The sequence below is a fragment of the Nocardioides speluncae genome (assembly GCF_003121585.1).
GTDB classification, from domain to species: domain Bacteria; phylum Actinomycetota; class Actinomycetes; order Propionibacteriales; family Nocardioidaceae; genus Nocardioides; species Nocardioides speluncae.
The window spans coordinates 1-25,896 of sequence record NZ_QEOO01000050.1 but is presented as its reverse complement, the minus strand read 5'-3'; the positions used below and the strand labels follow the sequence as shown (position 1 = coordinate 25,896).

32 protein-coding genes and 3 tRNA genes are annotated in these 25,896 nt (G+C 69.7%); 26 read left to right on the top strand and 9 right to left on the bottom strand.

The window, feature by feature from the left end; translation table 11 throughout:
- Positions 1-5: 5 nt before the first annotated feature.
- On the bottom strand, positions 6-875 hold the full coding sequence (locus tag DDV73_RS26015) for an LLM class flavin-dependent oxidoreductase (protein ID WP_109510191.1): 870 nt from the start codon (positions 873-875) through the stop codon (positions 6-8).
- 78 nt (positions 876-953) lie between these two features.
- Here DDV73_RS26015 and DDV73_RS26010 point away from each other — a divergent pair, with 78 nt between their 5' ends.
- The 3 genes from DDV73_RS26010 (at position 954) to DDV73_RS26000 (ending at position 4,473) form a co-directional block, all read left to right on the top strand.
- A complete protein-coding gene (locus DDV73_RS26010; protein ID WP_109510190.1) occupies positions 954-1,667 on the top strand; it encodes a flavodoxin family protein in 714 nt (237 codons plus the stop codon).
- A gap of 9 nt (positions 1,668-1,676) precedes the next feature.
- A complete protein-coding gene (locus tag DDV73_RS26005) occupies positions 1,677-2,582 on the top strand; it encodes an alpha/beta fold hydrolase (RefSeq protein WP_109510189.1) in 906 nt (301 codons plus the stop codon).
- A gap of 127 nt (positions 2,583-2,709) precedes the next feature.
- A complete protein-coding gene (locus tag DDV73_RS26000) occupies positions 2,710-4,473 on the top strand; it encodes a proprotein convertase P-domain-containing protein (protein ID WP_109510188.1) in 1,764 nt (587 codons plus the stop codon).
- A gap of 46 nt (positions 4,474-4,519) precedes the next feature.
- On the opposite strand, the gene DDV73_RS25995 is transcribed toward DDV73_RS26000, so the two are convergent.
- From DDV73_RS25995 to DDV73_RS25980, 4 genes are read right to left on the bottom strand one after another with little or no spacing between them, the layout of a single operon-like run.
- Positions 4,520-4,825: a TfoX/Sxy family protein gene (locus DDV73_RS25995; RefSeq protein WP_206051107.1), complete on the bottom strand. Its 306-nt coding sequence runs from the start codon at positions 4,823-4,825 to the stop codon at positions 4,520-4,522.
- Between the two features lie 4 nt (positions 4,826-4,829).
- Positions 4,830-5,162, bottom strand: coding sequence for a YciI family protein (locus tag DDV73_RS25990; RefSeq protein WP_109510187.1), 333 nt, complete (start codon positions 5,160-5,162; stop codon positions 4,830-4,832).
- Positions 5,163-5,197: 35 nt separating this feature from the next.
- Entirely contained in the window at positions 5,198-6,178 is a 981-nt protein-coding gene (locus DDV73_RS25985) for a TIGR03086 family metal-binding protein (protein WP_109510186.1), read from the bottom strand.
- Positions 6,175-6,492, bottom strand: coding sequence for an ArsR/SmtB family transcription factor (locus DDV73_RS25980; RefSeq protein WP_109510185.1), 318 nt, complete (start codon positions 6,490-6,492; stop codon positions 6,175-6,177). The genes DDV73_RS25985 and DDV73_RS25980 overlap by 4 nt, the downstream gene beginning before the upstream one ends.
- Before the next feature lie 72 nt (positions 6,493-6,564).
- On the opposite strand from DDV73_RS25980, the gene DDV73_RS25975 reads away from it, so the two are divergent.
- The 11 genes from DDV73_RS25975 to rpmG all read left to right on the top strand — a co-directional run bounded on the left by DDV73_RS25975 (position 6,565) and on the right by rpmG (position 13,636).
- A complete protein-coding gene (locus DDV73_RS25975) occupies positions 6,565-7,038 on the top strand; it encodes a hypothetical protein (protein ID WP_154402918.1) in 474 nt (157 codons plus the stop codon).
- Positions 7,016-7,609 carry a DNA-3-methyladenine glycosylase I gene (locus DDV73_RS25970; RefSeq protein WP_206051106.1) on the top strand — a complete coding sequence of 198 codons (594 nt, stop codon included), beginning with the start codon at positions 7,016-7,018 and terminating at the stop codon, positions 7,607-7,609. Before DDV73_RS25975 ends, DDV73_RS25970 begins: the two co-directional genes overlap by 23 nt.
- 7 nt (positions 7,610-7,616) lie before the next feature.
- Positions 7,617-7,961, top strand: coding sequence for a CidA/LrgA family protein (locus DDV73_RS25965; RefSeq protein ID WP_109510182.1), 345 nt, complete (start codon positions 7,617-7,619; stop codon positions 7,959-7,961).
- On the top strand, positions 7,958-8,662 hold the full coding sequence (locus DDV73_RS25960; RefSeq protein ID WP_109510181.1) for an LrgB family protein: 705 nt from the start codon (positions 7,958-7,960) through the stop codon (positions 8,660-8,662). Before DDV73_RS25965 ends, DDV73_RS25960 begins: the two co-directional genes overlap by 4 nt.
- 47 nt (positions 8,663-8,709) lie before the next feature.
- Complete coding sequence (locus DDV73_RS25955) at positions 8,710-10,137, top strand: ATP-binding protein (RefSeq protein ID WP_109510180.1); 1,428 nt, start codon at positions 8,710-8,712, stop codon at positions 10,135-10,137.
- 45 nt (positions 10,138-10,182) lie between these two features.
- Entirely contained in the window at positions 10,183-11,583 is a 1,401-nt protein-coding gene (locus DDV73_RS25950; protein WP_109510179.1) for an amidase, read from the top strand.
- 124 nt (positions 11,584-11,707) lie between these two features.
- The gene (gene folP, locus DDV73_RS25945) at positions 11,708-12,568 is read left to right on the top strand and encodes a dihydropteroate synthase (protein ID WP_109510178.1); all 861 of its coding nucleotides are present in this window, start codon (positions 11,708-11,710) and stop codon (positions 12,566-12,568) included.
- Positions 12,565-13,185, top strand: a complete 621-nt coding sequence (locus tag DDV73_RS25940) for a class III extradiol ring-cleavage dioxygenase family protein (protein WP_154402917.1) — start codon at positions 12,565-12,567, stop codon at positions 13,183-13,185. Before folP ends, DDV73_RS25940 begins: the two co-directional genes overlap by 4 nt.
- Positions 13,186-13,250: 65 nt before the next feature.
- Positions 13,251-13,323: transfer RNA gene (locus DDV73_RS25935), tRNA-Thr, on the top strand.
- A gap of 6 nt (positions 13,324-13,329) precedes the next feature.
- Positions 13,330-13,403: transfer RNA gene (locus DDV73_RS25930), tRNA-Met, on the top strand.
- A 62-nt stretch (positions 13,404-13,465) separates the two neighbouring features.
- Positions 13,466-13,636 (top strand): 50S ribosomal protein L33, encoded by a 171-nt coding sequence (gene rpmG / locus DDV73_RS25925; RefSeq protein WP_109510176.1) that lies wholly within the window; start codon positions 13,466-13,468, stop codon positions 13,634-13,636.
- 156 nt (positions 13,637-13,792) lie between these two features.
- On the opposite strand, the gene DDV73_RS25920 is transcribed toward rpmG, so the two are convergent.
- The gene (locus DDV73_RS25920; protein WP_240617487.1) at positions 13,793-14,650 is read right to left on the bottom strand and encodes a hypothetical protein; all 858 of its coding nucleotides are present in this window, start codon (positions 14,648-14,650) and stop codon (positions 13,793-13,795) included.
- Positions 14,651-14,866: 216 nt separating this feature from the next.
- Between DDV73_RS25920 and DDV73_RS25915 the strand changes: the two genes are divergently transcribed.
- The 4 genes from DDV73_RS25915 to DDV73_RS25900 are packed head-to-tail and all read left to right on the top strand — an operon-like array spanning position 14,867 to position 17,282.
- Positions 14,867-15,460: a TetR/AcrR family transcriptional regulator gene (locus DDV73_RS25915; RefSeq protein ID WP_109510174.1), complete on the top strand. Its 594-nt coding sequence runs from the start codon at positions 14,867-14,869 to the stop codon at positions 15,458-15,460.
- Between the two features lie 4 nt (positions 15,461-15,464).
- Entirely contained in the window at positions 15,465-15,866 is a 402-nt protein-coding gene (locus DDV73_RS25910) for an FAS1-like dehydratase domain-containing protein (protein ID WP_109510173.1), read from the top strand.
- Positions 15,863-16,240, top strand: a complete 378-nt coding sequence (locus DDV73_RS25905; protein WP_109510172.1) for a MaoC/PaaZ C-terminal domain-containing protein — start codon at positions 15,863-15,865, stop codon at positions 16,238-16,240. Before DDV73_RS25910 ends, DDV73_RS25905 begins: the two co-directional genes overlap by 4 nt.
- Positions 16,233-17,282 (top strand): UDP-N-acetylmuramate dehydrogenase, encoded by a 1,050-nt coding sequence (locus tag DDV73_RS25900; protein WP_109510171.1) that lies wholly within the window; start codon positions 16,233-16,235, stop codon positions 17,280-17,282. Before DDV73_RS25905 ends, DDV73_RS25900 begins: the two co-directional genes overlap by 8 nt.
- Positions 17,283-17,298: 16 nt before the next feature.
- Here DDV73_RS25900 and DDV73_RS28950 read toward each other — a convergent pair whose 3' ends face one another.
- From DDV73_RS28950 to DDV73_RS25885, 3 genes are all read right to left on the bottom strand, one after another.
- Entirely contained in the window at positions 17,299-17,865 is a 567-nt protein-coding gene (locus tag DDV73_RS28950; protein ID WP_206051105.1) for a DUF4190 domain-containing protein, read from the bottom strand.
- Positions 17,862-18,917 (bottom strand): adenosine deaminase, encoded by a 1,056-nt coding sequence (locus DDV73_RS25890; RefSeq protein ID WP_109510170.1) that lies wholly within the window; start codon positions 18,915-18,917, stop codon positions 17,862-17,864. The genes DDV73_RS28950 and DDV73_RS25890 overlap by 4 nt, the downstream gene beginning before the upstream one ends.
- A gap of 151 nt (positions 18,918-19,068) precedes the next feature.
- Positions 19,069-20,370 carry an aspartate aminotransferase type Ic gene (locus tag DDV73_RS25885; protein ID WP_109510169.1) on the bottom strand — a complete coding sequence of 434 codons (1,302 nt, stop codon included), beginning with the start codon at positions 20,368-20,370 and terminating at the stop codon, positions 19,069-19,071.
- A 158-nt stretch (positions 20,371-20,528) separates the two neighbouring features.
- Between DDV73_RS25885 and DDV73_RS25880 the strand changes: the two genes are divergently transcribed.
- From DDV73_RS25880 to DDV73_RS25845, 8 genes are all read left to right on the top strand, one after another.
- Positions 20,529-21,503 (top strand): ATP-binding protein, encoded by a 975-nt coding sequence (locus DDV73_RS25880; protein WP_240617485.1) that lies wholly within the window; start codon positions 20,529-20,531, stop codon positions 21,501-21,503.
- Positions 21,504-21,539: 36 nt separating this feature from the next.
- Positions 21,540-21,932 carry an SCO5389 family protein gene (locus tag DDV73_RS25875; RefSeq protein ID WP_109510167.1) on the top strand — a complete coding sequence of 131 codons (393 nt, stop codon included), beginning with the start codon at positions 21,540-21,542 and terminating at the stop codon, positions 21,930-21,932.
- A gap of 125 nt (positions 21,933-22,057) precedes the next feature.
- Positions 22,058-22,130: transfer RNA gene (locus DDV73_RS25870), tRNA-Trp, on the top strand.
- Positions 22,131-22,167: 37 nt separating this feature from the next.
- A complete protein-coding gene (secE, locus tag DDV73_RS25865; RefSeq protein ID WP_109510166.1) occupies positions 22,168-22,416 on the top strand; it encodes a preprotein translocase subunit SecE in 249 nt (82 codons plus the stop codon).
- Positions 22,417-22,509: 93 nt separating this feature from the next.
- Entirely contained in the window at positions 22,510-23,346 is an 837-nt protein-coding gene (nusG, locus tag DDV73_RS25860) for a transcription termination/antitermination protein NusG (protein WP_240617484.1), read from the top strand.
- A gap of 80 nt (positions 23,347-23,426) precedes the next feature.
- On the top strand, positions 23,427-23,855 hold the full coding sequence (rplK, locus tag DDV73_RS25855; RefSeq protein ID WP_109510164.1) for a 50S ribosomal protein L11: 429 nt from the start codon (positions 23,427-23,429) through the stop codon (positions 23,853-23,855).
- A 62-nt stretch (positions 23,856-23,917) separates the two neighbouring features.
- Complete coding sequence (gene rplA, locus DDV73_RS25850) at positions 23,918-24,637, top strand: 50S ribosomal protein L1 (RefSeq protein ID WP_109510163.1); 720 nt, start codon at positions 23,918-23,920, stop codon at positions 24,635-24,637.
- A 281-nt stretch (positions 24,638-24,918) separates the two neighbouring features.
- The gene (locus DDV73_RS25845) at positions 24,919-25,734 is read left to right on the top strand and encodes an SCO4651 family lipoprotein (protein WP_154402916.1); all 816 of its coding nucleotides are present in this window, start codon (positions 24,919-24,921) and stop codon (positions 25,732-25,734) included.
- Positions 25,735-25,896: the final 162 nt, after the last annotated feature.

The window sequence follows — 25,896 nt, the reverse complement described above, 5'->3', positions numbered from 1 at the left end:
GCCCACTAGTTCGTGGCGCCGCGGGCCGCGGCGACGTTCTCCCTGACGGCAGGAGCGATCTGGTCCGCGATGGTGCGGAACGTCTGCTCGGTGGGCGGGCCGCCGAGAAGGAACCCGTTCATGCCGTGCTCCACCACCAGCGACGTCAGCCGCTCGATCCATTCCGCCGGCGTGGGCCGGTCGTCCCAGATGTTGTAGAGGCGGGTGATCGCGGCCGGGTCGCGGCCCGCCTCGACCGCAGCCTCGTCGATCCGCGCGTGCGCCTCGGCGAGCTTCGCGGCCGGCATGCCGGGCTCCGAAGGCAGCCAGCCGTCGGCCTTGCTGCCGACCAGCCCAAGCATCTTCGGGCCGTACGCACCCAGCCAGATCCCGACCTGGTGCGCAGGCTGCGGGCCGGGATGGACGCCGCGCAGGTGGTAGAACTCGCCGTCGACCCGGGCCGACCGCTCGCCGGTCCACCACCGGCGGAGCACGTCGATCGCCTCGCTAAGCGCGCGCACCGACTCACCCGGCGTACGCCGCGGCCCGCCCATCGCCGCGATCGCGTCCCAGAAGCCACCGGCGCCGAGACCGAGCTCGACCCGGCCGTCGGTGAGCAGGTCGAGCGAGGTCACCGCCTTGGCGAGTACGGCAGGCTGCCGCAGCGGCAGGTTGGCCACGTCGGGGAAGATCCGGATCCGCTCGGTCTGGACGCCGATCGCGGTGAGCAGGGTCCAGGTGTCGAGGAACCGCCGCTGGTAGGGATGGTCCTGGATGCCGAGCAGGTCCAGCCCGGCCCGGTCGGCGAGCACCCCCGCCGCCACCGTCGCCTGCGCGTCTGCCGCGGTCGGCTCCAGGAAGAAGCCGAACTCCACCGGGCGCCCGTAGTCGGTCACCTTGCCAACCTAGGGCATGTCACCGACTCGTAAGCGCGGCCCGTTGCCGAACCGGCTGAAGCCGAGCAGAGTCGGAGCATGAGCGAGTGGGACTTCACCGGCCTGAAGGCGACCTTCATCAACTGCACCCTGAAGAAGAGCCCGGAGCCTAGCCACACCCAGGGGCTGGTCGACGCCAGCGCCGAGATCATGACCAAGCACGGGGTCGAGGTCACCCAGCTGCGCGCGGTCGACCACCAGATCGCGACCGGCGTCTACCCGGACATGCGCGAGCACGGCTGGGAGCACGACGAATGGCCCGACCTGTATCCCGGGATCCTCGCGTCCGACATCCTGGTCATCGCCGGCCCGATCTGGCTCGGCGACAACTCAAGTGTCACCAAGCAGGTCATCGAGCGGCTCTACGCGCTCAGCGGCGAGCTCAACGACAAGGGGCAGTACCTCTACTACGGCCGCGCCGCCGGCTGCCTGATCACCGGCAACGAGGACGGCATCAAGCACTGCGCGATGAACATCCTCTACAGCCTGCAGCACCTCGGCTACACGGTCCCGCCCAACGCCGACGCCGGCTGGATCGGCGAGGCCGGCCCGGGCCCGTCGTACCTCGACCCCGGCAGCGGCGGCCCCGAGAACGACTTCACCAACCGCAACACCACCTTCATGACCTGGAACCTGATGCACCTCGCGAAGATGCTGAAGGACGCTGGCGGTGTGCCCGGCTACGGCAACGTCCGGTCGGAATGGGACGCCGGCGCCCGGTTCGACTTCGAGAATCCGGAGTATCGCAGCTAACGTCGCGGCATGGACCGTCGTCGCCTGCTGCGTCTCGGCGGCGGCATGGTCGCCGCGGCCGGGTTGAGTACGACGATCGGCTGCAGCCCGGAGGCCAAGCCGAAGGCGCGACCCCGGCCGCGCCCGACCGAGACCTTCGAGCCGCCGATCCCACCGACGGCGCCGTCGGGTACGACGTACGAGGGCATCATGGTGTCGCCGAAGGCGCCGGACCTGACCGTGGGCTGGACGGTGACCAGGCCGTACGGCGTACCCGACAAGCAGCGGCTGCCGGTCGTGATCGCCCTGCACGGCCTCGGCGGCAACCGCTACACCTTCCGCGACGTCACCCTGCTCCCGGCGTACCTCACCGATCACGTACGCCGTGGCGGTGAGCCGTTCGCTGTGGCGACGATGGACGCGTTCGCTTCCTGGTACCACCCGCGGACGACCGGCGGCGAGGCCGGTACCGACTTCGGCGCGGTCGTGACCGACACCCTGATCCCGACGCTGGCGATCCGCAAGGACCTCCGGCTCGACGTCGAGCGGGTCGGGCTCTACGGCTTCTCGATGGGCGGGTACGGCGCGCTCCGGCTCGCCGGTCTGCTCGGTCCGGACCGGGTGTTCGCGGTGGCGGCCAGTTCGCCGGCGCTCTTCGACACCTGGAAGGACGTCAGGTACGACGCCTTCGAGGACGAGGCCGCGTTCGACGATTACGGCACCACGTTCCGGCAGGGCGAGCTACGCGACATCCCGGTGCGGATCGACTGCGGCGCGGACGACGAGTTCGCCGAGGCCACCCGCCACTACATCTCCGGGCTGCTCACCAAGCCCGAGGGCGGCATCCACCCCGGCCGCCACGACGCGCAGTTCACGATGCGCTACCTGCCCGAGACCCTCGACTTCTTCGGGAAATGGGCGGTAGCCGCGAGCTGACCGGATCATTTCCGGCCAGATCCAGTTTGGCCAGAGTTGGTCCGTTGTGCTAGGGGATCCGGGAGGAGGATATTCGCCCCACTCTCGGGCGTGCCCGCGCTCGGGTTATCCCCTGCTAGGAGCATCGATGAAACGTTGCGCCACCAGGTTCGCCGCTCTCGTCGGCGGACTCTTGATTGCCATGGCCGTGCTCGCGGCCCCCACCCAGGCCGATGACGACCCGGGGGACATCACCCCGAACGTCGTCGGTGGTACGCCGGCCGCTCAGGGCGAGTTTCCCTGGGTCGTCCACCTTTCGATGGGCTGTGGCGGTTCCTTCATCCGCGAGGACATCATCCTGACCGCCGCCCACTGCGTGTCCGGCACCGGCAACAACACCAGCATCACCGTCGAGTACGGCAATGTGAACCTCGGCAGCGGCACCACGATCCGCTCGAACTATGTCCACGACAACGGTGACGTCCCCAACGACTGGGCCCTGATCCGGCTGCAGTCGAAGGTGGCCGGAGCCCCGCTGATCCAGCTCGGCAACACCTCCCACGACACCGGTGACTTCACCATCATGGGCTGGGGCGCCACCAGCGAGGGCGGCCCGGGCAGCAACCGGCTGCTCAAGGCCACCGTGCCGTTCGTTCCGGACGACACGTGCGACGACTACTACGGTTCCCGGCTGAACAAGCCGACCGAGATCTGCGCCGGCTTCCCTCAGGGAGGCACCGACACCTGTCAGGGTGACTCAGGCGGTCCGATGGTCAAGAACACCGGCAACGGGTTCGTGCAGGTCGGCATCGTGTCGTGGGGTGACGGCTGCGCCCGCCCGAACGCCTACGGCATCTACGCCCAGGTCAGCCACTTCGCGTCGGTGATCAACGCCAAGGCCGAGGAGCTCTCGCCCGGCGGCAACCCCGGTGGCGTGACGGTGACCAACCCGGGCAGCCAGACCTCCACGGTCGGGACCGCGGTCAACCGCACCAACAGCGCGAGCGGCGGCACCGCGCCGTACACGTGGTCGGCCACCGGCCTGCCTGCCGGGCTGTCGATCAGCGCGTCGACCGGCACCATCACCGGTACGCCGACCACGGCCGGCACTTCCAACGTGACGGTCACCGCGACCGACAGCTCAAACCCGGCCAAGACCGGGTCGGCGTCGTTCAGCTGGACGGTCAACCCGACCGGTGGCGGCGACTGCACCGCACAGACCAACGGCACCGACTTCGCCATCGCCGACAACGCCACGGTGGAGTCCCCGGTCACCCTGTCCGGCTGCACCGGTGCTGCCTCGGCGACCGCCAAGGTGAGCGTGAACATCCAGCACACCTACATCGGTGACCTGAAGGTCGACCTGGTCGCGCCGGACGGATCGGTGTATGTCCTGCACAACCGGACCGGTGGCAGCGCCGACAACATCAACACGACGTACACCGTCAACCTGTCGTCGGAGACCGCCAACGGGACTTGGAAGCTCCGGGTCAACGACAACGCCGCCCAGGACACCGGCAAGATCGACACCTGGACGCTGGACGCCGGCGGTGGCGGGACCACGCCGACCTGTGCCGCGCAAACCAACGGCACCGACTTCGCGATCGCCGACAACGCGACCGTGGAGTCGCCGGTCACGATCAGCGGCTGCACCGGTACGGCGTCGGCCGCCGCCAAGGTCGCGGTCAACATCCAGCACACCTATATCGGTGACCTGAAGGTCGACCTGGTCGCTCCGGACGGGTCGGTCTACGTGCTGCACAACCGAGCGGGTGGCAGCGCCGACAACATCAACACCACCTACACGGTGAACCTGTCGTCGGAGACCGCCAACGGGACTTGGAAGCTCCGGGTCAACGACAACGCCGCCCAGGACATCGGCAAGATCGACACCTGGACGCTCACCCCGTAGCCGCTGAATAGGAGTCGTGGGTCTGAGCGTGCGCCATGGCGCACGCTCAGGCCCACGACTCTGCTGCGCGCACGATCCAGGCGGTGATCTCCTCGTCGGAGTACGACGCGGGCAGCGCCAGCCACTGCTTCATCGGCTTGACCGGCAGGAACGGACCCACTCCCTCGACCGCTGAAAGCTCGGCTAGGTCCGCCGGCGCCAGCTTCACTCCGATCGCCTCGCCGTACATGCCGGCGAACATCTTGCCGTCCCGGAACGCGCCGAGCTGCCCGAACATCGGCTTGACAACGACGTCCGGCAGCTCCGGGACCAGTGCCCGGAACCGCTCCTTGTCCTCGTCGCTCGCCTTCACCGAATCACATCCCCGGGATCGCCTGCGCCTCGTGGACCTCGATCTCGCCGCCCGGCCAGGCGAGGTGCGGGTGGCCGTCGGTGAGCGCGATGGCGGCGTCGAGGTCGGGCGCCTCGATGATCGAGTACCCGGTGACCTGCAGCTGGCTCGGCTTGGTGCCGTCCGGGGAGACCCGGACGCCACCGGCGGTCGGCGTGCCGAAGTCGACCATGCCGGCGCCGACCCGCTCGCGCCAGTCGAACCACGGCTTCATGGCCGCCTCCATCTCAGCCGGTGTGGGCTCGGGAGCATCCGCTGGCAGCGGCGGGGAGTGGTAGACGTACAGGAACTTCGTCATTGCAGTTCTCCTTCTCGTGGTGGTGTTGTTGTTGATCAAGCGGCGGCCGGCGTCCGGCCGGCGTACGCCGCGAGCTGGTCGATCGGGCTGGCGCCGGCGCCGGCTTCGACCTCGGGCCCGAACGAGCCGTTCGGCCGGGCGGCCGGTACGACGACCTCGGCGAGGCCGCGGATGTAGGCGACGACCTCGTCGCTGACGTGCAGTCGCTGACCGCTGGTCCGGGCGAGGTCCCAGCCGTGGACCAACAGCTCGAGAGGCAGGATGCCGGCCGCGAACGACGCCGGCAGCTCCCCGCCGCGCGGGCCGGGCACGGTGCCGTCGAGGTCGACCGTGCGCCAGGCGTCGATCGCCTGAGTGGCCATGGTCGACACGGTGTCCTCCAGCGAGGCGTCCTCGGGACGGGCCACAGTCGCGCCGGCCATCGCTCCGAGTTCCGCGATCGAGCTCATCAGGTGCTCGGCCAGCTCGTGGCAGGAGAAGTCCGGGCACGGCGTGGGCTTCTCGCGGTCCTCGGCCTTCATCCCGCGCAGCACCGGCTGGATCACCGCGAGCGCGGCGTCGGCGGCGGTGGCCGGGGTGAGGTTCTCGGGGGCGTAGGCCCACTCGTCCGGCCCGGCGTCGCCGGTGGTGGCCACCCGGACCAGGCGCTCGAAGAAGTGCTCCCAGCCCTCGGCGTGCCGCTTGGCGAGCTCCTCGGTCAGCCCCTCGTGGAGCAAGGTGACCAGGGTGCCGCCGTCCGCGGGCTCGACGGTGACGGTGACGGTCGAGCCGTCCGGGTCGAGGCCGGAGTCGGACTCCCAGCCCCAGCCGAAGACGATCCGCTTGCCGGGCTCGACCTCCTTGAAGGTGCCGGCGGCGACGTGGCCGGGCGTGACCGTCCAGCGGTAGCCGCCGCCGGCGCGCAGGTCGACGGTCGCCGACACGGTCATCCAGCGGCGCAGCCGCTCCGGCTCGGTGATCAGGGCGAAGGCCTCGTCGGGGCCGACCGGCAGCAGCGCGGTCTTGGTGTAGCTCATGGTCTGTTCTCCTTCGACTGGGTCAGCGATGTTGCGTCGGTGACGAGCTGGTCGAGCTCGTTGGTCCAGAAGCGATCGATCTCGGCCTGCAGCCGTCGCAGCCCCGAGGGCAGCACCCGGTAGATCCGTTGCCGGCCGACCTTCTCCGCGCCGACCAGCCCGGCTTCGCTCAGCACTCCGAGGTGCTGGGAGATGGCCGACCGGGTCACCGTGAACTCTGCCGCGATCTCGGTGACCGGCCGAGGCCGTGACGCGAGCAGCTGCAGGATCCGCCGGCGGTTGGGCTCGGCCGCGGCGGACAGGGCGTCGGTCACAGAAATACGTTAGTCATCACTAACGCATTCTGGCAAGGGTGCTGGATGGTCCGGCATGAGAAGGTGCTTTCCGTGACGGACTATCCAACCCGGGGGCGCGCTGGGGCTGTCGCTCTGGCCGGCGGGATCGGACTCGTCGGGTTGGTCGTGGGGTGCGGGGCGCTCGAGGGCGAGGAGACGGGCGAGCCGTTCGGGCTGGAGCTGCTGGTCAGCGAGTCGCGAGAGATCGGCAGGATGGATGCCCGGGTCCGCGGCACCGTGGCCGATATCGGCGGCTGCGTCGGGTTCGTCGACGGCGACATCAGCTACCTGGTCGTCTGGCCGCGCGGCACCGAGGCGACCGCCGAGGAGATCGTCGTGGACGGCCGCTCGATCCGGCTCGGCGACGCGGTCGACGGTGCCGGCGGCTACCTCTCGCCGACCACCACCGGCTTTCCGCGGATCCCGAAGTCCTGCGCGGCCGCGGCAGACGACCAGGTGATCCAGCTCGATGCTGTCGGCGGCGTACGCGAGGATTCTCGGCATGAGCGGACCGGTGATCGGTGAGGACGGCGTCGCGCGTTGCCCCTGGGCGGCGGCGCCCGGGGTCATGCGCGAGTACCACGACACCGAGTGGGGCGTGCGGGTGCGCGGCGAGAGCGCGGTGTTCGAGCGGCTGACGCTGGAGGCGTTCCAGTCCGGGCTGTCGTGGTCGACGATCCTCAACAAGCGGCCGGCGTTCCGCGAGGTCTTCGACGGGTTCGACGTCGACAAGATCGCGGCGTACGACGACACCAAGCGCGAGTCGCTGCTCGCCGACGCCCGGATCGTGCGCAACCGGCTGAAGATCAACGCCACGATCACCAACGCCCGGGCGACCATCGAGCTGCGCCCCGAGGTCGGCGGTGAGGCCGGGCTGGAGGAGCTGGTCTGGTCGTTCCGGCCGGAGCGATCACCCGCCCCGGAGTCCAGTGACCAGGTCCAGGCCACCTCCAAGGAGTCGACCGCGCTCAGCAAGGAGCTGAAGCGCCGCGGGTTCGTCTTCGTCGGCCCGACCACCATGCATGCGCTGATGGAGGCGATCGGCATCGTCGACCCCCACCTGGCCGGCTGTCACCGCCGAGGCTCCGGCCAGTGATCAGCCGGTGATCAACGGGCTGCTCTGGCTGCTCGCCTGCCAGCTCGCCGGTGAGGTCGTGGTCCGGGCGCTCGACCTGCAGCTGCCCGGGCCGGTCGTCGGGATGGCGCTGCTGTTCGTGCTGCTCCGCTGGCGTAGGCCGAGCGACGAGTCCCCGACGATCCGCGCCGCGGACGCGCTGTTGCGCCACCTCCAGCTGCTGTTCGTCCCGGCCGGCGTCGGCGTGGTCACCTATCTGACGCTGCTGCGCGAGGACGCGCTGCCGATCGCGGCCGGACTCCTCGTCTCCTGGCTGGCCGGCCTGGTCACCGTCGCCGGGCTCGTAGTGCTGCTCCGTAGGCGGCGGGCATGAGCGAGGTCCTGGACTGGCTGCGCAGCTCACCCCTGCTCGGCGTCTTCCTCACCCTCGCCGGCTACCGGCTCGGGCGCGAGCTCCACGAGCGCACCGGCGGGCATGCGCTGGCCCAGCCGGTCCTGGTCGCGATCGTCACCGTCGGCCTGGCGCTGTGGGCCCTCGACGTGGAGTACGACGCGTACCTCACCGGTGCCGGCATCATCGGCTTCTTCCTCGGTCCCGCGACCGTGGCGCTCGCCGTACCGCTGCACCGGCAAGCCCATCACCTGCGCGAGCTGGCGCTGCCGATGCTGGTGGCGATCCCGGTCGGCGCCGCGGTCTCGATCGTGACTGCCGTGCTCACCGTGCGCGCGCTCGGCGGTGGCGACACCCTGCAGCGGACGATGGCGCCGAAGGCGGCGACCACACCGGTCTCGATCGCGCTGTCGGACACCATCGGTGGACTGCCGCCGCTGACCGCCGTACTCAGCATCGTCGTCGGCATCCTCGGCGCGGTCGCCGCACCCGCGGTCCTCACGCTGCTGAGGTTTCGCGATCACCGCGCCCGCGGCCTGGCGATGGGGGCGGTCTCCCACGGCATCGGCACCTCCCGCGCCCTCCACGACGACCCGACCGAGGGCGCCTTCAGTGGGCTGTCGATGGGGCTCACCGCGCTGGCCATCGCCGGCCTGCTGCCGCTCCTGTTTCTCGTCATCTGAACGGCGGGGCGTCTTGCAAACTACTCTAAATCATTTAGAGTAATGCGATGACCGGAAATGCAGTGGAGCAGGCGCTCGCCATCGGTTCAGCCGGCGTCGGCGAGGCACTGCTGGTACTTGCCGAGGACCAGTGGTTCGATCGCAAGTCAGTTCGCATCGCCCCGAGAGACCTGGCGGAGTCCCTCGTGGCGTTCGCCAACGCCGAAGGTGGCACGGTTGTCGTCGGACTGCACAGTGGTCGGGTCGAGGGTGTGCGGCATCTTGCGCACAAGGTCAATGACCTACGGCAGGCCGCAATGGATCACACGGTTCCGACCGTGCGCGTCGCCGTGGAAGAGATCGAGTGCATCAACGACAAGCAGGAGCCCGACAGTCTGCTCGTCTTCCGTGTCGAACCGGGCGAGATGGTCCACGAGATGACGAGAGGCGACTGCTACCTGCGAGTCGGCGACGAGTCGCGACGTCTGTCCTTTCACCAGCGTCAAGAGCTCCACTACGACCGTGGTTCGGCGCCTTACGATGGGACGCCGCTCGCCGGCGTGACCCTCTCGGCGCTCCACCCGCTGCATACCGCGAGCTATCTCGCGTCCGTCGGTTCCCAGCGACCGCTTGCCGCGGTCTTGCGAGCGCGCAGCCTCCTGACCCGAGACGAAGAGGTGACCGTTGCGGCCTACCTACTGTTCGGCGAGCATCCACAGGATCTGCTGCCGCACGCACACGTGCGCGTGCTCCGCTACACGGCCTCGGATCGCGGGACGGGCGCCCGCCAGTCGCTTGCCGCCGACGGCGACCAACGCGTGGAAGGCCCGCTACCGGACGTGCTCAATGCCGCGGCGAATGGCATCGGTCAGTGGATTGCGAAGCGCCGCGTCCTTGCGCCCGGCGGTCGGTTTGTTGCGGAGCCCATCGTGCCCGCGGATGCGTGGCTAGAGGGCCTCGTCAACGCCGTCATCCATCGCTCGTACAGCGCGGCCGGCGACAACATTCGGGTGTCGCTGTTCCCCGATCGGATCGAGATCGAGAGCCCAGGTCGGTTCCCCGGTCTGGTTGATCCGCGTCGCCCCATGGAGATCTCTAGATATGCGCGCAACCCCAGAATCGCTCGGGTCTGCACGGACCTCGGCATTGCTCAAGAGCTGGGTGAGGGTATACCCCGGATGTTCGACGAGATGCGAGCCAAGGGACTCAGTGATCCGGTCTACACCCAGACTGCGGGTTCGGTGCGGCTTGTCCTCTCGGCAACCTCGCGCCTGCCCGACGAGCTGCGTGGGCAGTTGCCGCATGGCGCTGAAGGTTTGCTGGACCTGCTGCGCCAAGCCGGCCAGCGGCTGGGTACAGGCGACCTGGTGGACCTGAGCGGACTTAGTCGGCCCACCGTGACCAAGGCAATGGGTTCGCTTCGTGAGGCGGGCCTCGTGGTGTGGGACGGGAAGTCCGCCAAGGACCCGCGGGCGACCTGGAGTCTTTCTCCGTGAGCGGCGGACTGACATCCGTTGTGACCGAGAAGTAACGTGACCGCCATGACACGCGTGCACGCCTTCACCGACGACGCTCTCGGCGACCTCGATACGGTCGGTCTGGTCGAGGCCATCCAGGGCCGGCAGGTCTCGATCCCGGAGGTCGTCGACGCAGCCATCGCCCGGATCGAGAAGGTCAACCCCGAGCTCAACGGCCTAGCGTACGCCGACTACGACCGGGCCCGGATGCAGGCGAAGGACCCGCGCGGCGGCTACTTCGCCGGCGTACCCACGCTGGTCAAGGACAACTCCAACGTCGCGGGCATCCCCACCCAGAACGGCAGTGACGCGTTCACCATGCCGCCCTCGCGCGCGGACGGCGACTACGCGCGGATGTACCACGCGACCGGGATGCTCACCCTCGGCAAGAGCCAGCTCTCGGAGTTCGGCTTCACGCCGACGGCCGAGCACGCCCGGCTCGGCTCGGTGGCCAGCCCGTGGAACACCGAGCACCCCGCCGGCGCCTCGTCGGCGGGTGCCGCGGCCTTCGTCGCGGCCGGCGCGCTGCCGATCGCCCACGCCAACGACGGCGGCGGCTCGATCCGGATCCCGGCGGCGGTCAACGGCCTGGTCGGGCTCAAGCCGACCCGCGGCCGGATCCCGTCGGACAAGGAGCTGCGGCAGATGCCGGTCCAGGTGGTCGCGGACGGTGTGGTCACCCGGTCGATGCGGGACACGGCGGCGTTCTTCCGGGAGGCCGAGCGGGTCTATCGCAACCGCGCCCTGCCGCCGGTCGGCGAGGTCACCGGTCCGGGCCGGGACCGGCTGCGGATCGCGGTCGTCACCCGGTCCCCCGACCGGGCATCCACGCCCGAGGTCCGCGAGCAGACCCTCAAGACCGCCGCGCTGCTGGAGGGCCTGGGCCACCACGTCGAGGAGATCGCCCCACCGGTCCCGCACTACCTGACCGAGGACTTCATCACCTACTGGTCGTTCCTGTCGCTGTTCGTGATGCAGACCGGCCGCCGCGCGTTCGGGGCCAGCTACGACCCGACCAAGCACGACGGGATCACGCTCGGCTTCGCCCAGCTCGCCCGTCGCCGGATGCCGATGCTGCCGTTCGCGATCGCGCGGCTGCGCGCCAGCCGCCGGCTCACCGCCCGCGTGTTCAAGCAGTACGACGTGATCCTGACGCCGACCCTCGGCACCGCCACCCCGAAGCTCGGCTGGGTCGGCGCCGAGGTCGACTTCGAGACACGGCTGGAGCGGCTGCGGGACTGGGTCGTGTTCACCCCGCTCCACAATGCGACCGGCGACCCCGCCCTCTCGCTGCCGCTCGGCCAGACCACCGACGGAATGCCGCTCGGCATGATGTTCGCCGCCGCTGCCGGCCGCGAGGCCCGCCTCCTTGAGCTCGGCTTCGAGCTCGAGCAGGCCCAGCCCTGGGCCCGCATCCAGGACTGACCCCGCCACGCGCAAGGCGCTGACCGGGCACAAATGGTTCCTGAGGCACGTCGACCTGGCACATATGGTTCGCCGTTCGTGCCCGGTCAGCGCTGGCTGGGGCGGGTTGCCTAGGCTCGATGGCATGCTCCGGCTGGGACGCCACACCTTCGACGACGACGCGCTGCTGGTGATGGCGATCGTCAACCGCACCCGCGACTCGTTCTACGACAAGGGCGCGACGTACGCCGAGGAGGCGGCGCTCGACCGGGTCCGTGAGGTGGTGGCCGAGGGCGCCGAGATCGTCGACATCGGCGGCGTGAAGGCGGGGCCGGGGGACGAGGTGACGGCCGAGGAGGAGGCCCGGCGCACGGTCGACTTCGTGGCCCGGGTGCGCGCCGAGTTCCCGGACCTGGTGATCTCGGTCGACACCTGGCGCGCGAGCGTCGGCGGGGCGGTGTGCGAGGCGGGCGCCGACCTGGTCAACGACGCGTGGGGTGGCCACGACCCGGAGCTGATCGAGGTGGCGGCGGCTGCGGGTGCGGCGTACGTCTGCACCCACACCAACAACGCGACGCCCCGCCAGCCTCCCCACCGCGTCAGCTACGACGACGTGGTCGCCGCCGCGATCCGCGACACGGTGGCGTTGGCCGAGCGTGCCGTCGCGGCCGGTGTACGGCGGGAGTCGGTGCTGATCGACCCGGCCCACGACTTCGAGAAGACCACCTGGCACTCGCTGGAGATCACCCGCCGCCTCGACGAGATGGTCGCGACCGGCTGGCCGGTGCTGGTGAGCCTGTCCAACAAGGACTTCGTCGGCGAGACCCTCGACTTGCCGACCGACCAGCGGCTCACCGGCACCCTCGCTGCGACCGCGATCAGCGCCTGGCACGGCGCCCGAGTGTTCCGTGCCCATCAGGTCGTCGAGACCCGGCAGGTGCTCGACATGGTGGCCTCGATCCGCGGCGTACGCCCGCCCGCCCGCGCCACCCGGGCCCTCGCATGAGGGCCGCCGTCGTCCCGATGGCGCCGCTGCTCCTGCCGGGGGAGAGCGGCCTCGTCGACCCGATGACCGACCTCCGCAAGACGGCGGTCGAGACCGTGGCCGACCTCGCCGAGGGACTGGATGCGCTGGCGGTGCTGGTGCCGAGCGGGATCGTCGGCGCACCCGAGGACTACCGGCGCCCGAGTGGGCGGGCCGGCAGCGGCCCGCTGGCCGCCCAGGTCGCGACCGAGCTGCTTGCCCTCGCCGAGGTCGCCGTACCCACCGAGATCGTGCCGATCACGGAGCCGAGCACCGGTCCGCCGCTGACCTGTCTCGAGGGGCATGGGTTGCTCGTCCTCGGCGACGGTACGGCGTGCCGCGGCCAGGCCGCGCCGGGCCATCTCGACGAGCGCAGCTTCGCCTTCGACGACCGTCTCGCCGAGGCGCTGGCCGCCGGCGACGGCACCGCTCTCGCCGGCCTGGACCAGCAGCTCGCGGCGGAGCTGATGGTGACCGGCCGGCACACGTTCGCGGCCCTGGGCAGGGCGATCCCGAAGGCGTCCCGCGCCGAGCTGAGGTACCGCGACGACCCCTTCGGCCTGACCTATTTCGTGGCCCTCTGGAGGTCCTCGGAGTAGCCTCTGCAACGGGGCTGCAGCCGATTTCGGGATCGGCGCTGCCCTGTGTATTCTTCTCGGTCGTTGCCCCTTTAGCTCAGTCGGCAGAGCGTCTCCATGGTAAGGAGAAGGTCTACGGTTCGATTCCGTAAAGGGGCTCTCGGCGGCGGGGTAGCTCAGGTGGTTAGAGCACACGGCTCATAATCGTGGTGTCGCGGGTTCGAGTCCCGCCCCCGCTACACGAACCGCCCGCTACCCGTAGCACCCGCGCAGCACCATCCGCTTCAACGAAGGACCTACCGTGGCCAGCAAGAGCTCTGACGTTCGCCCCAAGATCACGCTCGCCTGCGTGGACTGCAAGGAGCGCAACTACATCACCAAGAAGAACCGTCGGAACGACCCCGACCGGCTTGAGATGAAGAAGTTCTGCCCGCGTTGCCGCAAGCACACCGAGCACAAGGAAACGCGCTGACGCGTCACCCCTAACCACCGCCGAGGGCGGCCACCCGATCGTTGGGTGGCCGCCCTCGACGCATCTGCGGGTGGCGTGGCATGGCCGGGCTGTTTCACAAGGTCCCTTGTGAAACCGTCCCAGCCCGTTGGAAACTTCGCGCGGGTCGGGACAGGTTCACAAGGTCCCTTGTGAAACTGCCACCGCTTGGACCTCCTCAGTGGTGCGCCGAGAGGGCAGCATGATCAGTACGACGCCGGCCAGCACCCAGCAGCCGAGCACGATCAGCGGCGTACCCACGGCCGCGCCGTCGAAGAACGCCGTCGACCGAAGCCCGGTCCCCGTCGCGCCGGGCGGGAGCACCTGGCCGAACGCGCCCCAGCCGGTCGGCAGCAGCTCCGGCGCCGAGGTGAGGCCGGACAGCGGGTTGCCGAGCAGCATCACCACGATCGCGCCCAGCGCGATGCCTGGCGGCCCGATCTGGTTGACCAGGCCGACGATGACCGCGGCGATCGCGGCGATGCCGAGCGCCATCACGCCAGCGTTTGCCCAGTAGCTGCCACCCAGCACGTCCAGCCAGCCCTGCATCACGCCCGCGAGCGCCAGGCCGGCAGCCGCCGAGACGCCGAGCACGCCGATCACCCGCTCCTCACGACCCCGGAAGACCAGCCCGAAGACCACGCCGGTGATGATGCCGCCGATCGCCAGCGGCAGCGCCCCGGAGGAGAACACGGCACCGCGCGGGTCGTCCTCCGGCAGCGGTACGACGTCGGTCACGGTGCCGGGAGGCGCATCGGGTCCGGCCGCGTGGCTGCCGATGTCGCGGGCCAGCTGGGCGACGGTCGGGCTGGCGGCGGAGGCGGTCAGGGTCTCGGTGCCGGCCGGATCGAGCACGAACGCGGCGTACACCTCGCGGTCCTGGATCGCCTCGACCGCCTCCTCCCGGGAGTCGAGGGTGGTGAGGTCGAGGGCGTTCTCGCCGAGCTGGGCGGTGCCCTGCTCGAAGGCGGTGACGGCCTGCGGCGGCCCGACCACCGCGACGGGTACGGCGCGCGGCTCGAGCTCGCTGGCCGGCCAGGTGAACGCGACCAGGACGAGCGAGAGGAGTGCCGTCAGGCCGAGGACTGCGATGGTGAGCTTCTTGGGGTTTATGGTCGAGCTCCTAAAAAGAATGTTCGTTCTGTATGGCTCAACTGTGGATCCACGACCGCCGCCTTGTCAAGAACGAATATTCGTTTTACTGTGAGGCGCATGCCCAGAGTGACCGAGGAACACCGCACCGCCCGTCGCGACCAGATCCTGTCGGCGGCAATGCGCTGTGTCGCTCGGGACGGGTTCCACAAGATGACGATGGCCAACGTCATCGCCGAGTCCGGGCTCTCTGCCGGCGCGGTCTACGGCTACTTCAAGGGCAAGAACGACCTGATCCAGGCCATCGCGCGGCGCGCGGTCGGGGGCTTCGCCGCCGACCTCGACACCCTCGCCGACGGCGATGACCAGGTGACGCTGCCGGGCGCACTCGAGGTCGTGCTGGCCCGTGCGCGCGGGCTCACCGCCGACAGCGAGGGTGGTCTGCCGCGGATCGCGATCCATGCCTGGTCCGAAGCGGCGCGCGACGACGAGGTCAAGGAGATCGTGCGCACCAACATCGACTCGATCATCAAGTCCTGGGCCCGGGTGCTCGCCCGGGCCCGCGCCGACGGCAACCTCGGACCCGACGGCGACCTCGACCAGATGGCCCGGTCGATGTACAGCCTGATGATCGGGTTCGCCCTGCAGGGCCTGATCCTCGACGACGTCGACGAGGAGTCGTATCTCGCCGGCTTCACCGCGTTGCTAGCGTGACGCCATGCCGGTTGACCAGTCCCTCGTCGGGCGTGCCTATCCGCCCACCCAGCCGTACGCCGTGTCGGAGGAGAAGGTGCGCGCGTTCGTCGCCACCACGGGAGCGACGTACGACGGCGGCCCGGCGCCGGCGACGTTCCCGATCGTGCTCGCCTTCGAGGCGATGAACGCGTTCCTCGAGGCCGAGCAGGTCGACCTGTTCCGGATCGTCCACGGCGAGCAGCGGTTCAGCTACACCCGCCCGATCGTGCCCGGCGACGTACTCTCCGCGACGCTCACCGTCGCCAGCCTGCGCCAGATCGGCGGCGCCGACATCATCGGCACCGCCAGCGAGATCACCGACGCCGACGGCTTGGTCGTCTGCACCACCAAGGCCACCCTGGTCCACCGGGGGGCCGACGCATGAGCCTCGCACCGCAGGCCTTCACGATCACCCGCGCCGACCTGGTGGCGTACGCCGAAGCCAGCGGTGACCACAACCCGATCCACCAGGACGAGGAGGTCGCGCGCAGCGTCGGCCTGCCCGGCGTGATCGCCCACGGCATGTACACGATGGCGCTCGCCGCTCGCGCGGTCGCGACCTGGTTCCCGGACGCCGAAGTGGTCAGCTTCGGCTGCAAGTTCACCAACCCGGTCGTCGTACCCGCCGACGGTGGGGCCGAGATCGAGGTCTCCGGCGAGGCTGCCGAGGGCGACGACAGGCTGACCACGGTGTCGCTCACCGTCACCTGCGACGGCCAGAAGGTGCTCGGCCTGCCCAAAGCGGTGCTGCGTGGCTGAGCCGACTGCCAGGCTGGCTGACCACACCACCCTCCGGCTCGGCGGGCCCGCCGCCACCTGGGTCGAGGCGACGACCGAGACGGAGCTGATCGACGCCGTCCGGAGCGCGGACGAGGCCGGTGAGCCGCTGCTGGTCCTGGCCGGCGGCAGCAACCTGGTCGTGGCCGACGAAGGCTTCCCCGGCACCGTCGTCAGGGTCGCCACCCGCGGGGTGACCGCCGACCACGAGCCCGGCGCCGACCCGACCTGCGGCGGCGTCACCGTCACCATCGCCGCCGGCGAGACCTGGGAGGACGTGGTCGCCCAGGCGGTCGCGTCCGGATGGGTCGGCATCGAGGCCCTCTCCGGGATCCCCGGGTCGATCGGCGCAACCCCGATCCAGAACGTCGGCGCCTACGGCCAGGAGGTCTCCCAGACCGTCGCCAGAGTCCGGGTCTGGGACCGCGTCCTCAAGGGCGTGCGCACCTTCGCCAACGCCGACTGCGGCTTCGGCTACCGGCACAGCCGGTTCAAGGCCGACCCGCTGCGCCACGTCGTACTCGACGTCACCTTCCAGCTCGCCCAGGGCACGCTCAGCGCACCCATCAAGTACGCCGAGCTGGCGCGCACGCTCGGCGTCGAGCAGGGTGAGCGGGCGCCGCTCGCCGAGGTCCGGGAGGCGGTGCTCGGCCTGCGCCGTGGCAAGGGGATGGTGCTCGACCGGGACGACCACGACACCTGGAGCGCCGGCTCGTTCTTCACCAACCCGTTCCTGACGCCGGAGCAGATCGCCACCCTCCCCGAGGACGCGCCGCGCTGGCCGCAGCCCGACGGCACCGTGAAGACCAGCGCTGCCTGGCTGATCGAGCGCTCCGGCTTCCACAAGGGCTACGGCAACGAGCGGGTCAGCCTGTCGACCAAGCACACGCTGGCGCTCACCACCCGCGGCGACGCGACCACGGCCGACCTGCTGGCGCTGGCGCTGGAGGTCCGCGACGGCGTCGAGCTGAAGTACGGCGTCCGGCTGGTCAACGAGCCGGTGCTGGTCGGCTGCTCCCTGTGACCCAGCTCCGCGTGACTCAGTAGGTCGTGGTGCTGGAGCCGTCGTCGAAGCCGCCGGCGATGCCGATCGCGACGAAGATCCCGATCGCGACGATCATCAGGATCAGCAGGACGGTGCCGATGATGCCGCAGATCATGCCGGCCTGCGCCTCGCCGCGGCCGCCGTACTGACCGCCGGACTCGTCGATCTCCCGCTTCGCCTTGGCGCCGAGGTACCACGCGAACGGCGACACCACCGCGACGCAGCCACAGACCGCGAAGCTGACCAGACCGACGATGCCGAGCACCAGCGCCGTGGTCGCCGACGGGTGCTTGGGCGCCACCGCCGGCGGGTAGCCGTAGCCGTACGCCGGGTAGCCCTGCTGCGGGTAGGCCCCGGGCGCGCCGTACGTCGGCTGTGTGTACGGCGCCTGCTGCTGGCCGTAGTCCTGCTGTGGGAACGGCTGCGTGCCGTACGCCTGTGTCGCGTCGGCCGGCGGCTCGATGGGCGGCGGCTCGATGGGCGGCTGGGCGGGCGGCTGGTCCGACGGCTTGCGTAGGAAGTCCTCGGGGAGCCGCGTGGGCTCGTCGTCTGACGACGTCATGACGGGATCGTTGCAGGAATCTCGGCCAGCCAAACCTCGATCTCGGCCAGCAGCGCGGATTTCACCTCGTCCGGAGCGCAGGACGCCCGGATCGACATCCGGCCGAGCTCGGCGAGCTGCGCGTCGGACAGGTCGTGCGCGACGCGCATCGTGGAGTACTGGCTGGCCAGCCGGGACCCGAACAGCAGCGGGTCGTCGGCACCCAGCGCCACGGTCGCCCCGGCGGCCATCAGCTGCGGCAGCGGCACCGAGGTCAGGTCGGAGTAGACACCGAGGGCGACGTTGGAGACCGGGCATACCTCCAGCGCGACCCCGCGCTGCACGATCCGGTCGAGCAGCTCCGTGTCCTCGGCGGCGCGGACGCCGTGACCGAGGCGGCCGGCGTTGAGCTCGTCGAGGCAGATCCGGACGTGGTCGGGTCCCCGCAGCTCGCCGCCGTGCGGGGCCAGCAGCAGCCCCGCCCGGTCCGCGATCCGGAATGCCGGCGCGAACTCACCGGTGCGGCCGCGCCGCTCGTCGTTCGAGAGGCCGAAGCCGACCACCCCGCGGCCGGCGTACTGACCGGCCAGCCGGGCCAGGGTGCGGGCGTCGAGCGGGTGCCGGGTCCGGTTGGCCGCGATCACCACGGCCATGCCGAGCCCGGTGCGCTCGGAGGCGTCGCGCACGCAGTCCAGCACCAGGTCGGTGAAGGCGGTGATGCCGCCGAACCGGGCGCCGTAACCGCTCGGGTCGACCTGGATCTCCAGCCACCGGCCACCGTCGGCGACATCGTCCTCGGCCGCCTCCACGACCAGCCGGCGTACGTCGTCCTCTGTGCGCAGCACCGAGCGCGCGACGTCGTACAGGCGCTGGAACCGGAACCAGCCCTTCTCGTCGGCGGCCGACAGCTGCGGTGGCCACTCGTCCACCAGGGCGTCGGGCAGCACGATGCCGTCCCGCTTGGCCAGCTCCAGCAGGGTGGAGTGCCGCATCGACCCCGTGAAGTGGAGGTGGAGATGCGCCTTCGGAAGGGTGTGTACGTCGCGCAAGCCAGGGCCGGGTCTAGTGGTCATCTCCGGAAGTTCTTCGGGGTCTGAGCGGCCAGGGCACGCACATCGCTGCGTTGTCGTCGGTCGACGGGCCACCGGCCCGCCTCCCTCCTCCGCCTTGCGCTGCACGCACCCTGATCACTCAGACCCTTCGACGAACTTCCGGAGATAACCACTAGCCGGCGAGCTTCTCGGCGGCGGCGAGCAGGACGCAGGTGGTGACAGCGTCGATCGCGGCGGTGACGTCGGGAAGCTCAGGGAACGTCGGCGCCAGCCGGATGTTGCGGTCGTGGGGGTCCTGGCCCTGCGGGAACGACGCACCCGCCGGGGTGAGCGCGACGCCGGCCTCCTTGGCGAGCGCCACCACCCGGGCGGCGGTGCCGTCCAGTACGTCGAGGCTGACGAAGTAGCCGCCGCTCGGCTTGGTCCACGAGGCGACCCCGAGGCCGCCGAGGCGCTCGGTCAGCACCTGCTCCACCGCGTCGAACTTCGGCGCGATGATCGCCCGGTGCTTGGCCATGTGGTCGCGAACGCCCTGCGGCGAGCCGAAGAACTGGGCGTGCCGGAGCTGGTTGATCTTGTCCGGGCCGATGGCGCCCTTGCCGAGGTGGGTGGTGTACCACTTCACGGTCTCGACCGAGCCGGCAATGAAGGCGACGCCGGCGCCGGCGTAGGTGATCTTCGAGGTCGAGGCGAACATCACCGGCCGGTGCGGGTTGCCGGCCGCGGCAGCGAGCGAGAGTACGTCGGCGCTCTTGGCCTCCTCCTCGGTGAGGTGGTGGAAGGCGTACGCGTTGTCCCAGAAGATCTTGAAGTCGGGCGCCGCGGTCGGCATCGAGGCCAGCCGCTCGGCGATCTCCTGGGTCACGATCGACCCGGTCGGGTTGGCGTAGGTCGGCACCACCCACATGCCCTTGATGCTCGGGTCGGAGGCGGCCAGCTGGGCGACGGCGTCCGGGTCGGGCCCGTCGGCGCTCATCGGGACGGTGACGGTCTCGATGCCGAACCAGTCCAGCAGCGTGAAGTGGCGGTCGTAGCCGGGCACCGGGCAGATGAAGGTGACCTTCTCCTCGGCGCTCCACGGGCGCTCGCTGTCGACGCCGCCCTTGAGCCACAGGTCGGTCAGCACCTCGCGCATCATCACCAGGCTCGAGTTGCCGCCGGCGACGACCTGCTCCGGCTCGACCCAGAGCAGGTCGGCGAACATCTCGCGGAGCTCGCGGATGCCTTCGAGGCCGCCGTAGTTGCGGGTGTCGACGCCGGCCCGGTCGAACTGCCCCTTGGGCAGCGACATCAGCTCGTCGGAGAGGTCGAGCTGGGCCGAGGCGGGCTTGCCGCGCGTGAGATCGAGCTTCAGGCCGCGCCCCTTGAGCGCGTCGTACGCCGCCTCCTGAGCGGTGCGGAAGGCAGCGATCTGGTCGGCGGGGCGCTGGCTGAGGGGCGTGTTCGTCACGTTCTGCTCGGTCACGGGGGACATCGTCCCAGACACCTGCGGCAGAGGCGAGGAGCACCTGCCCATCCGGCATTCATCGCGACGCACCGGCGGTAGGTAGTAGCGAATGAGAGTCGTTCTCATCTAGGCTGTCCGTTGTGTCCGGTTGTCACGCCGGGCGCAGCTGTGTCCGCACCCTGACGATGGATGGGAACCCCGTGAAGATCGCGTTCGTGGGCAAGGGCGGCAGTGGGAAGACCACACTGTCGTCGTTGCTCATCAGTCACCTTGCGGCGACCGGCCGGCCCCTGCTGGCCGTCGACGCCGACATTAACCAGCACCTCGCCGTGGCGCTCGGCGCCAGCGACACCGAGGCAGCCTCATGGCCGACGCTCGGCGACCGGCTGCCGCTGATCAAGGAGTACCTCCGCGGCGACAACCCGCGGATCGCCTCCGCGGCCGATATGATGAAGACCACGCCACCCGGCGCCGGCTCCCGGTTGCTCGGAGTCGCCAGCGACAACCCCGTCTGGGCCGAGTGCGTGCGTGAGGTGCGCGGCGTACGACTCGCGGTCACCGGCCCCTTCGCCGACACGGATCTCGGCGTCGCCTGCTACCACTCCAAGGTCGGCGCTGTGGAGCTGATGCTCAACCACCTGGTCGACGGCCCGGGGGAGTACGTCGTGGTGGACATGACCGCCGGCGCCGACGCGTTCGCGTCCGGGCTGTTCACCCGGTTCGACGTCACCTTCCTGGTATGCGAGCCGACCGTCCGCAGCGTCGGTGTTTATCGCCAGTACCGCGACCACGCCCGGGACTTCGGCGTCCAGATCGCCGTCATCGGCAACAAGGTCGAGGACCTCGACGACCTGGAGTTTCTCCGCGGCGAGGTCGGCGATGCCCTGTTCGGGTGGGTCGGCAGATCCGCCCACGTCCGCGCGGCAGAGCGCGGCGAGGTGCGCCCGATCGACCGGCTGGAGCCCGAGAACCGGGACACGCTGGCCCGGATGACCGAGCTCGCCGACGGTACGCCGAAGGACTGGGTCCGCTTCCAGCGGCAGGCCGCGGAGTTCCACCGCCGCAACGCCCTGGCGTGGGGCAACGAGCGCGCCGGCGCCGACCTCACCGACCAGATCGACCCGGACTTCGTCCACGGCCCGCTCTCGCTGGTCGACTGAGTTTGCTCCACCCAACCCAACCCTGAAAGGCAGCATATGTCCCTCGATGTACCCCAAGCCACGCTCGAGCGCGCCGAGCGTGACGAGGTCACCGACGCCGAGTTCGTCGACGTCGTCCGCGAGTCGCTTCCCTACGCGTGGAGCGTGATCAGCACCGTCACCACCGACCTCGGGGCCGGTGACGCGCCGTACGCCGACCACGCGGTGCCGCCGCCCAGTGAGGCCGAGCGCGGCCAGCTGCTGCGCGCGCTGGCCTCGGACGCGATCCGCGGCGGCCTGGAGCGGCACTTCGGCGTCCGGCTGGCGTTCCAGAACTGCCATAAGGTCGCGGCGTTCCTGCCGAGCGAGGTGGACGGTGCGGCGTACGCCGAGTTCGTCTCGCCGCGCGGGCAGCTGCTCAACCAGAGCCCGGAGCTGCGCGACTGCTAACCGGTCGCATTCACGGGTTGCCGAGGCTGCGTTTGGACGCCGCCTCGGCAGCCCCGTACACTCCTCGTTTGGTGGTTCTCCACATGCTTACCCATGCCCTGCATGTGTAGGTTGGAGACCGGCAAAGGGCACTAGCTCAACTGGCAGAGCATCGGTCTCCAAAACCGAAGGTTGGGGGTTCAAGTCCCTCGTGCCCTGCAAGGACAACTGGTCAACGGATCGATGAGGTGAAGGCGTGACGGAGTCGAAGGCCGTGCACGGATCGCGCGACGACAGGCGTGAGAAGCGCACGAGTCCCGCCACGTTCTACCGACAGGTCGTTGCTGAGCTGCGCAAGGTCGTCTGGCCGACGCAGGAGCAGCTGGTCACCTACTTCCTGGTGGTGATGGTGTTCGTCATCGTGATGATGAGCCTCGTCTCCGCACTCGACCTCGGCTTCGGCAAGCTCGTCTTCGCGATCTTCGCCGGAGAGACGGGCGAGTAGGCCGCAGCCGCGGCCGTACGCCGCCGGCCAGGGTGTCCCACAGCGCGCCCGGGACCGGACGCGCATGAAAGCAATCGAGTGACGGAGCAGCACGTGTCGGAGCAGTACGACCAGTCCACGGACGACGAGTTCGTCGACCCCACGGCCGAGGCCCCCGAGGCCGCGGTCGAGGAGTCGGCTGAAGAGCCGGCCGAGGAGCCTGCTGACGAGGTCTCGGTCGACGAGGAGCCCGAGGCAGAGGTCGAGGAGCCCGAGGAGTCGGCCGAGGAACTGGCCGAGGACGAGGCAGCCGAGCCCGAGGCCGGCGACCCCCTCGAGGAGTTCCGGCAGGAGCTGTGGGCAAAGCCGGGCGACTGGTTCGTGATCCACACCTACTCCGGCATGGAGAACCGGGTGAAGGCGAACCTCGAGAACCGCATCATCTCCCTCAACATGGAGGACTACATCCACGAGATCGTGGTCCCCACCGAAGAGGTCGCCGAGATCAAGAACGGCCAGCGCAAGATGGTCCGCCGGACCGTCCTGCCGGGCTACGTGCTGGTCCGGATGGACCTCACCGACGAGTCCTGGGCCGCTGTCCGGCACACGCCGTCGGTCACCGGCTTCGTCGGTCACAGCCACCAGCCGGTGCCGCTGAGCATGAACGAGGTCGAGACCATGCTGGCCCCGGCCGTGGTCGCCGCTGCTGAGGCCGAGGCCGCCGCAGCCGGTACGCCGTCCGCTACCGCGACGCCCGCCACCAAGAAGCCGATCGAGGTCGCCGACTTCGGCGTCGCCGACTCGGTGATGGTGGTCGACGGCCCGTTCGCCACGCTGCACGCGACGATCACCGAGATCAACGCGGAGTCGCAGAGGGTCAAGGCCCTCGTCGAGATCTTCGGCCGGGAGACTCCGGTCGAGCTGAGCTTCGACCAGATCCAGAAGGTCTGAGCCCAGAGCAACAACAAGGTGGCAGAGGGCGCGCCGTACGCCCTCGTCATGACCACGGACAAGAAAGAGATCAGAAGAAGATGCCTCCCAAGAAGAAGATTGCTGCGCTGGTCAAGGTGCAGCTGCAGGCTGGCGCCGCGACTCCGGCCCCGCCGGTGGGTACCGCCCTCGGTCCCCACGGTGTGAACATCATGGAGTTCTGCAAGGCCTACAACGCGCAGACCGAGTCGATGCGTGGCAACGTCATCCCCGTTGAGATCACCATCTACGAGGACCGTTCGTTCACGTTCATCACCAAGACCCCGCCGGCCGCGGAGCTGATCAAGAAGGCCGCAGGCCTCTCGAAGGGCTCGTCGGTCCCGCACAAGGACAAGGTCGGCAAGCTGACCAAGGACCAGGTGCGCGAGATCGCGACCACCAAGCTCCCCGACCTCAACGCCAACGACATCGACGCCGCGATGAAGATCGTAGAGGGCACCGCCCGGTCGATGGGCGTTACCACCGACTGATCAAGTGGGAGGGCCGCGCTGGCCCGCTAACCACGCACTTTCACCACAGAAGAGAGAAAGCCATGCAGCGCAGCAAGACCTACCGCGCGGCGGCGGAGACGTTCGACAAGGACGCCCTCCACCAGCCGTTCGAGGCGATCAAGATCGCCAAGACCACCAGCAAGAAGAAGTTCGACGAGACCGTTGACGTCGTGATGCGTCTCGGCGTCGACCCCCGCAAGGCCGACCAGATGGTCCGCGGCACCGTCAACCTCCCGCACGGCACCGGCAAGACCGCTCGGGTCCTGGTGTTCGCCAACGCCGACAAGGCCGAGGCTGCCCGCGAGGCCGGCGCCGACGTCGTCGGTGGCGACGAGCTGATCGAGAAGGTCAACGGCGGCTGGCTCGACTTCGACGCCGTCGTCGCGACCCCGGACATGATGGGGAAGGTCGGCCGGCTCGGCCGCGTCCTCGGCCCGCGTGGCCTGATGCCGAACCCGAAGACCGGCACGGTGACGCCCGACGTCGCCAAGGCGGTCAACGACATCAAGGGCGGCAAGATCGAGTTCCGGGTGGACCGGCACGCCAACCTGCACTTCATCATCGGCAAGGCGTCCTTCGGTGAGCAGCAGCTCGCGGAGAACTACGCCGCCGCGCTCGAAGAGGTGCTCCGGCTCAAGCCGTCCAGCTCCAAGGGCCGCTACATCAAGAAGGTCACCGTCTCCACGACCATGGGCCCCGGCGTCCAGGTCGACCCCAACCGGACCAAGAACGTCGCGTCCGAGGACGAGGCGCAGGCCTGACGCTGACCGGGCACTTTTGGTTTCACCCAACACGCCGACCGGGCACTTCTGGTACCAGAAGTGCCCGGTCAGTGGATTTCAGGAACCATTAGTGGTCATGCCCGGAAGTTCGTCGGGGTCTGGGCGGCCATGGCACGCACATCGCTGCGTTGTCGTCGGTCTACGGGCCACCGGCCCGCCTCCCTCCGCCGCCTTGCGCTGCACGCACCCTGACCACTCAGACCCTCGAAGAACCTCCGGGCATGACCACTTGCGCCCGGTCAGCGCATAGCATTCGCCGGGTGCGCGACAAAAGACGGCTGGTATTGATCGGTGCGGTAGCGGCGGCGGTGGTCGCGCTCGGCCTTGTCTTCGTGTTCGCGAGCGGCGACGACGACGGGCCGGCGAAGGCGGACATCGAGCTACCGGAGGGCTTCGAGCGGCTCGACGAGGCCGAGTTCTACCAGGCCATGCGCGACTCCCAGCTGGCTGCGGAGACCTTCCACCTGCGGTCGCAGATCCGCACCGAGGGCGCCGCGGCCGAGCCGCCGGCCGAGGCCGACGTGCAGTTCGCCGACGACGGGCAGCTCGCCTCCCACCTGCGGATTCCGGGCGGCAACGGCCGCACGCTGCAGATCGTGCTCCTCGACGGCCGGGTGTACGTCGCCGGCCTGAACCCGGGTGCCAAGCCGTGGTGGCAGGTCAACATGCAGGCGACGGAAGGACTCGCCGCGTCGATGGCGCAGCTGGTGGAGACCGCGAACCCCCAGCGCCAGTTCGAGGCGCTGCAGGACCCGGAGAGGTTCGCACTGGTCGGGCCGGACGATATCGGCGACACCCCCGCGGTCAGGTACTCGGTGACTCTGGACGTGACCGACTACTACACCGCGCTCGGCCGTGCCGACGAGGCGGCGCTGCTTCCCGACCCGGACGCGCCGATCGACATCGACCTGTGGCTGGACGCCGAGAACCGGCCGATCCGCACCATCGCCGTCACCCGTGCGACCGGCGTACTGTCCACAACCACGATCGCCTACTCCGACTACGGCCAGGACGTGGAGGTCGTCGCACCGCCGGCGGCCAAGGTCACCACGACCCCGCCCAAGATCCCCACCTGACCCGGCTCGTGTCGACGTGTGAGAGCGCCGCCAGCGGAGCTCCGGGTCGACGCAGGGTCTTCGCAAGCTGTGAGTGTCAGTGGTGGCTGGCCCGGGGCTGGCTGGCAGGGTGAACCGGCTGGTTCTCCTCCGTGTTCGTGACCCATCGCAAGCTTGGCCCGA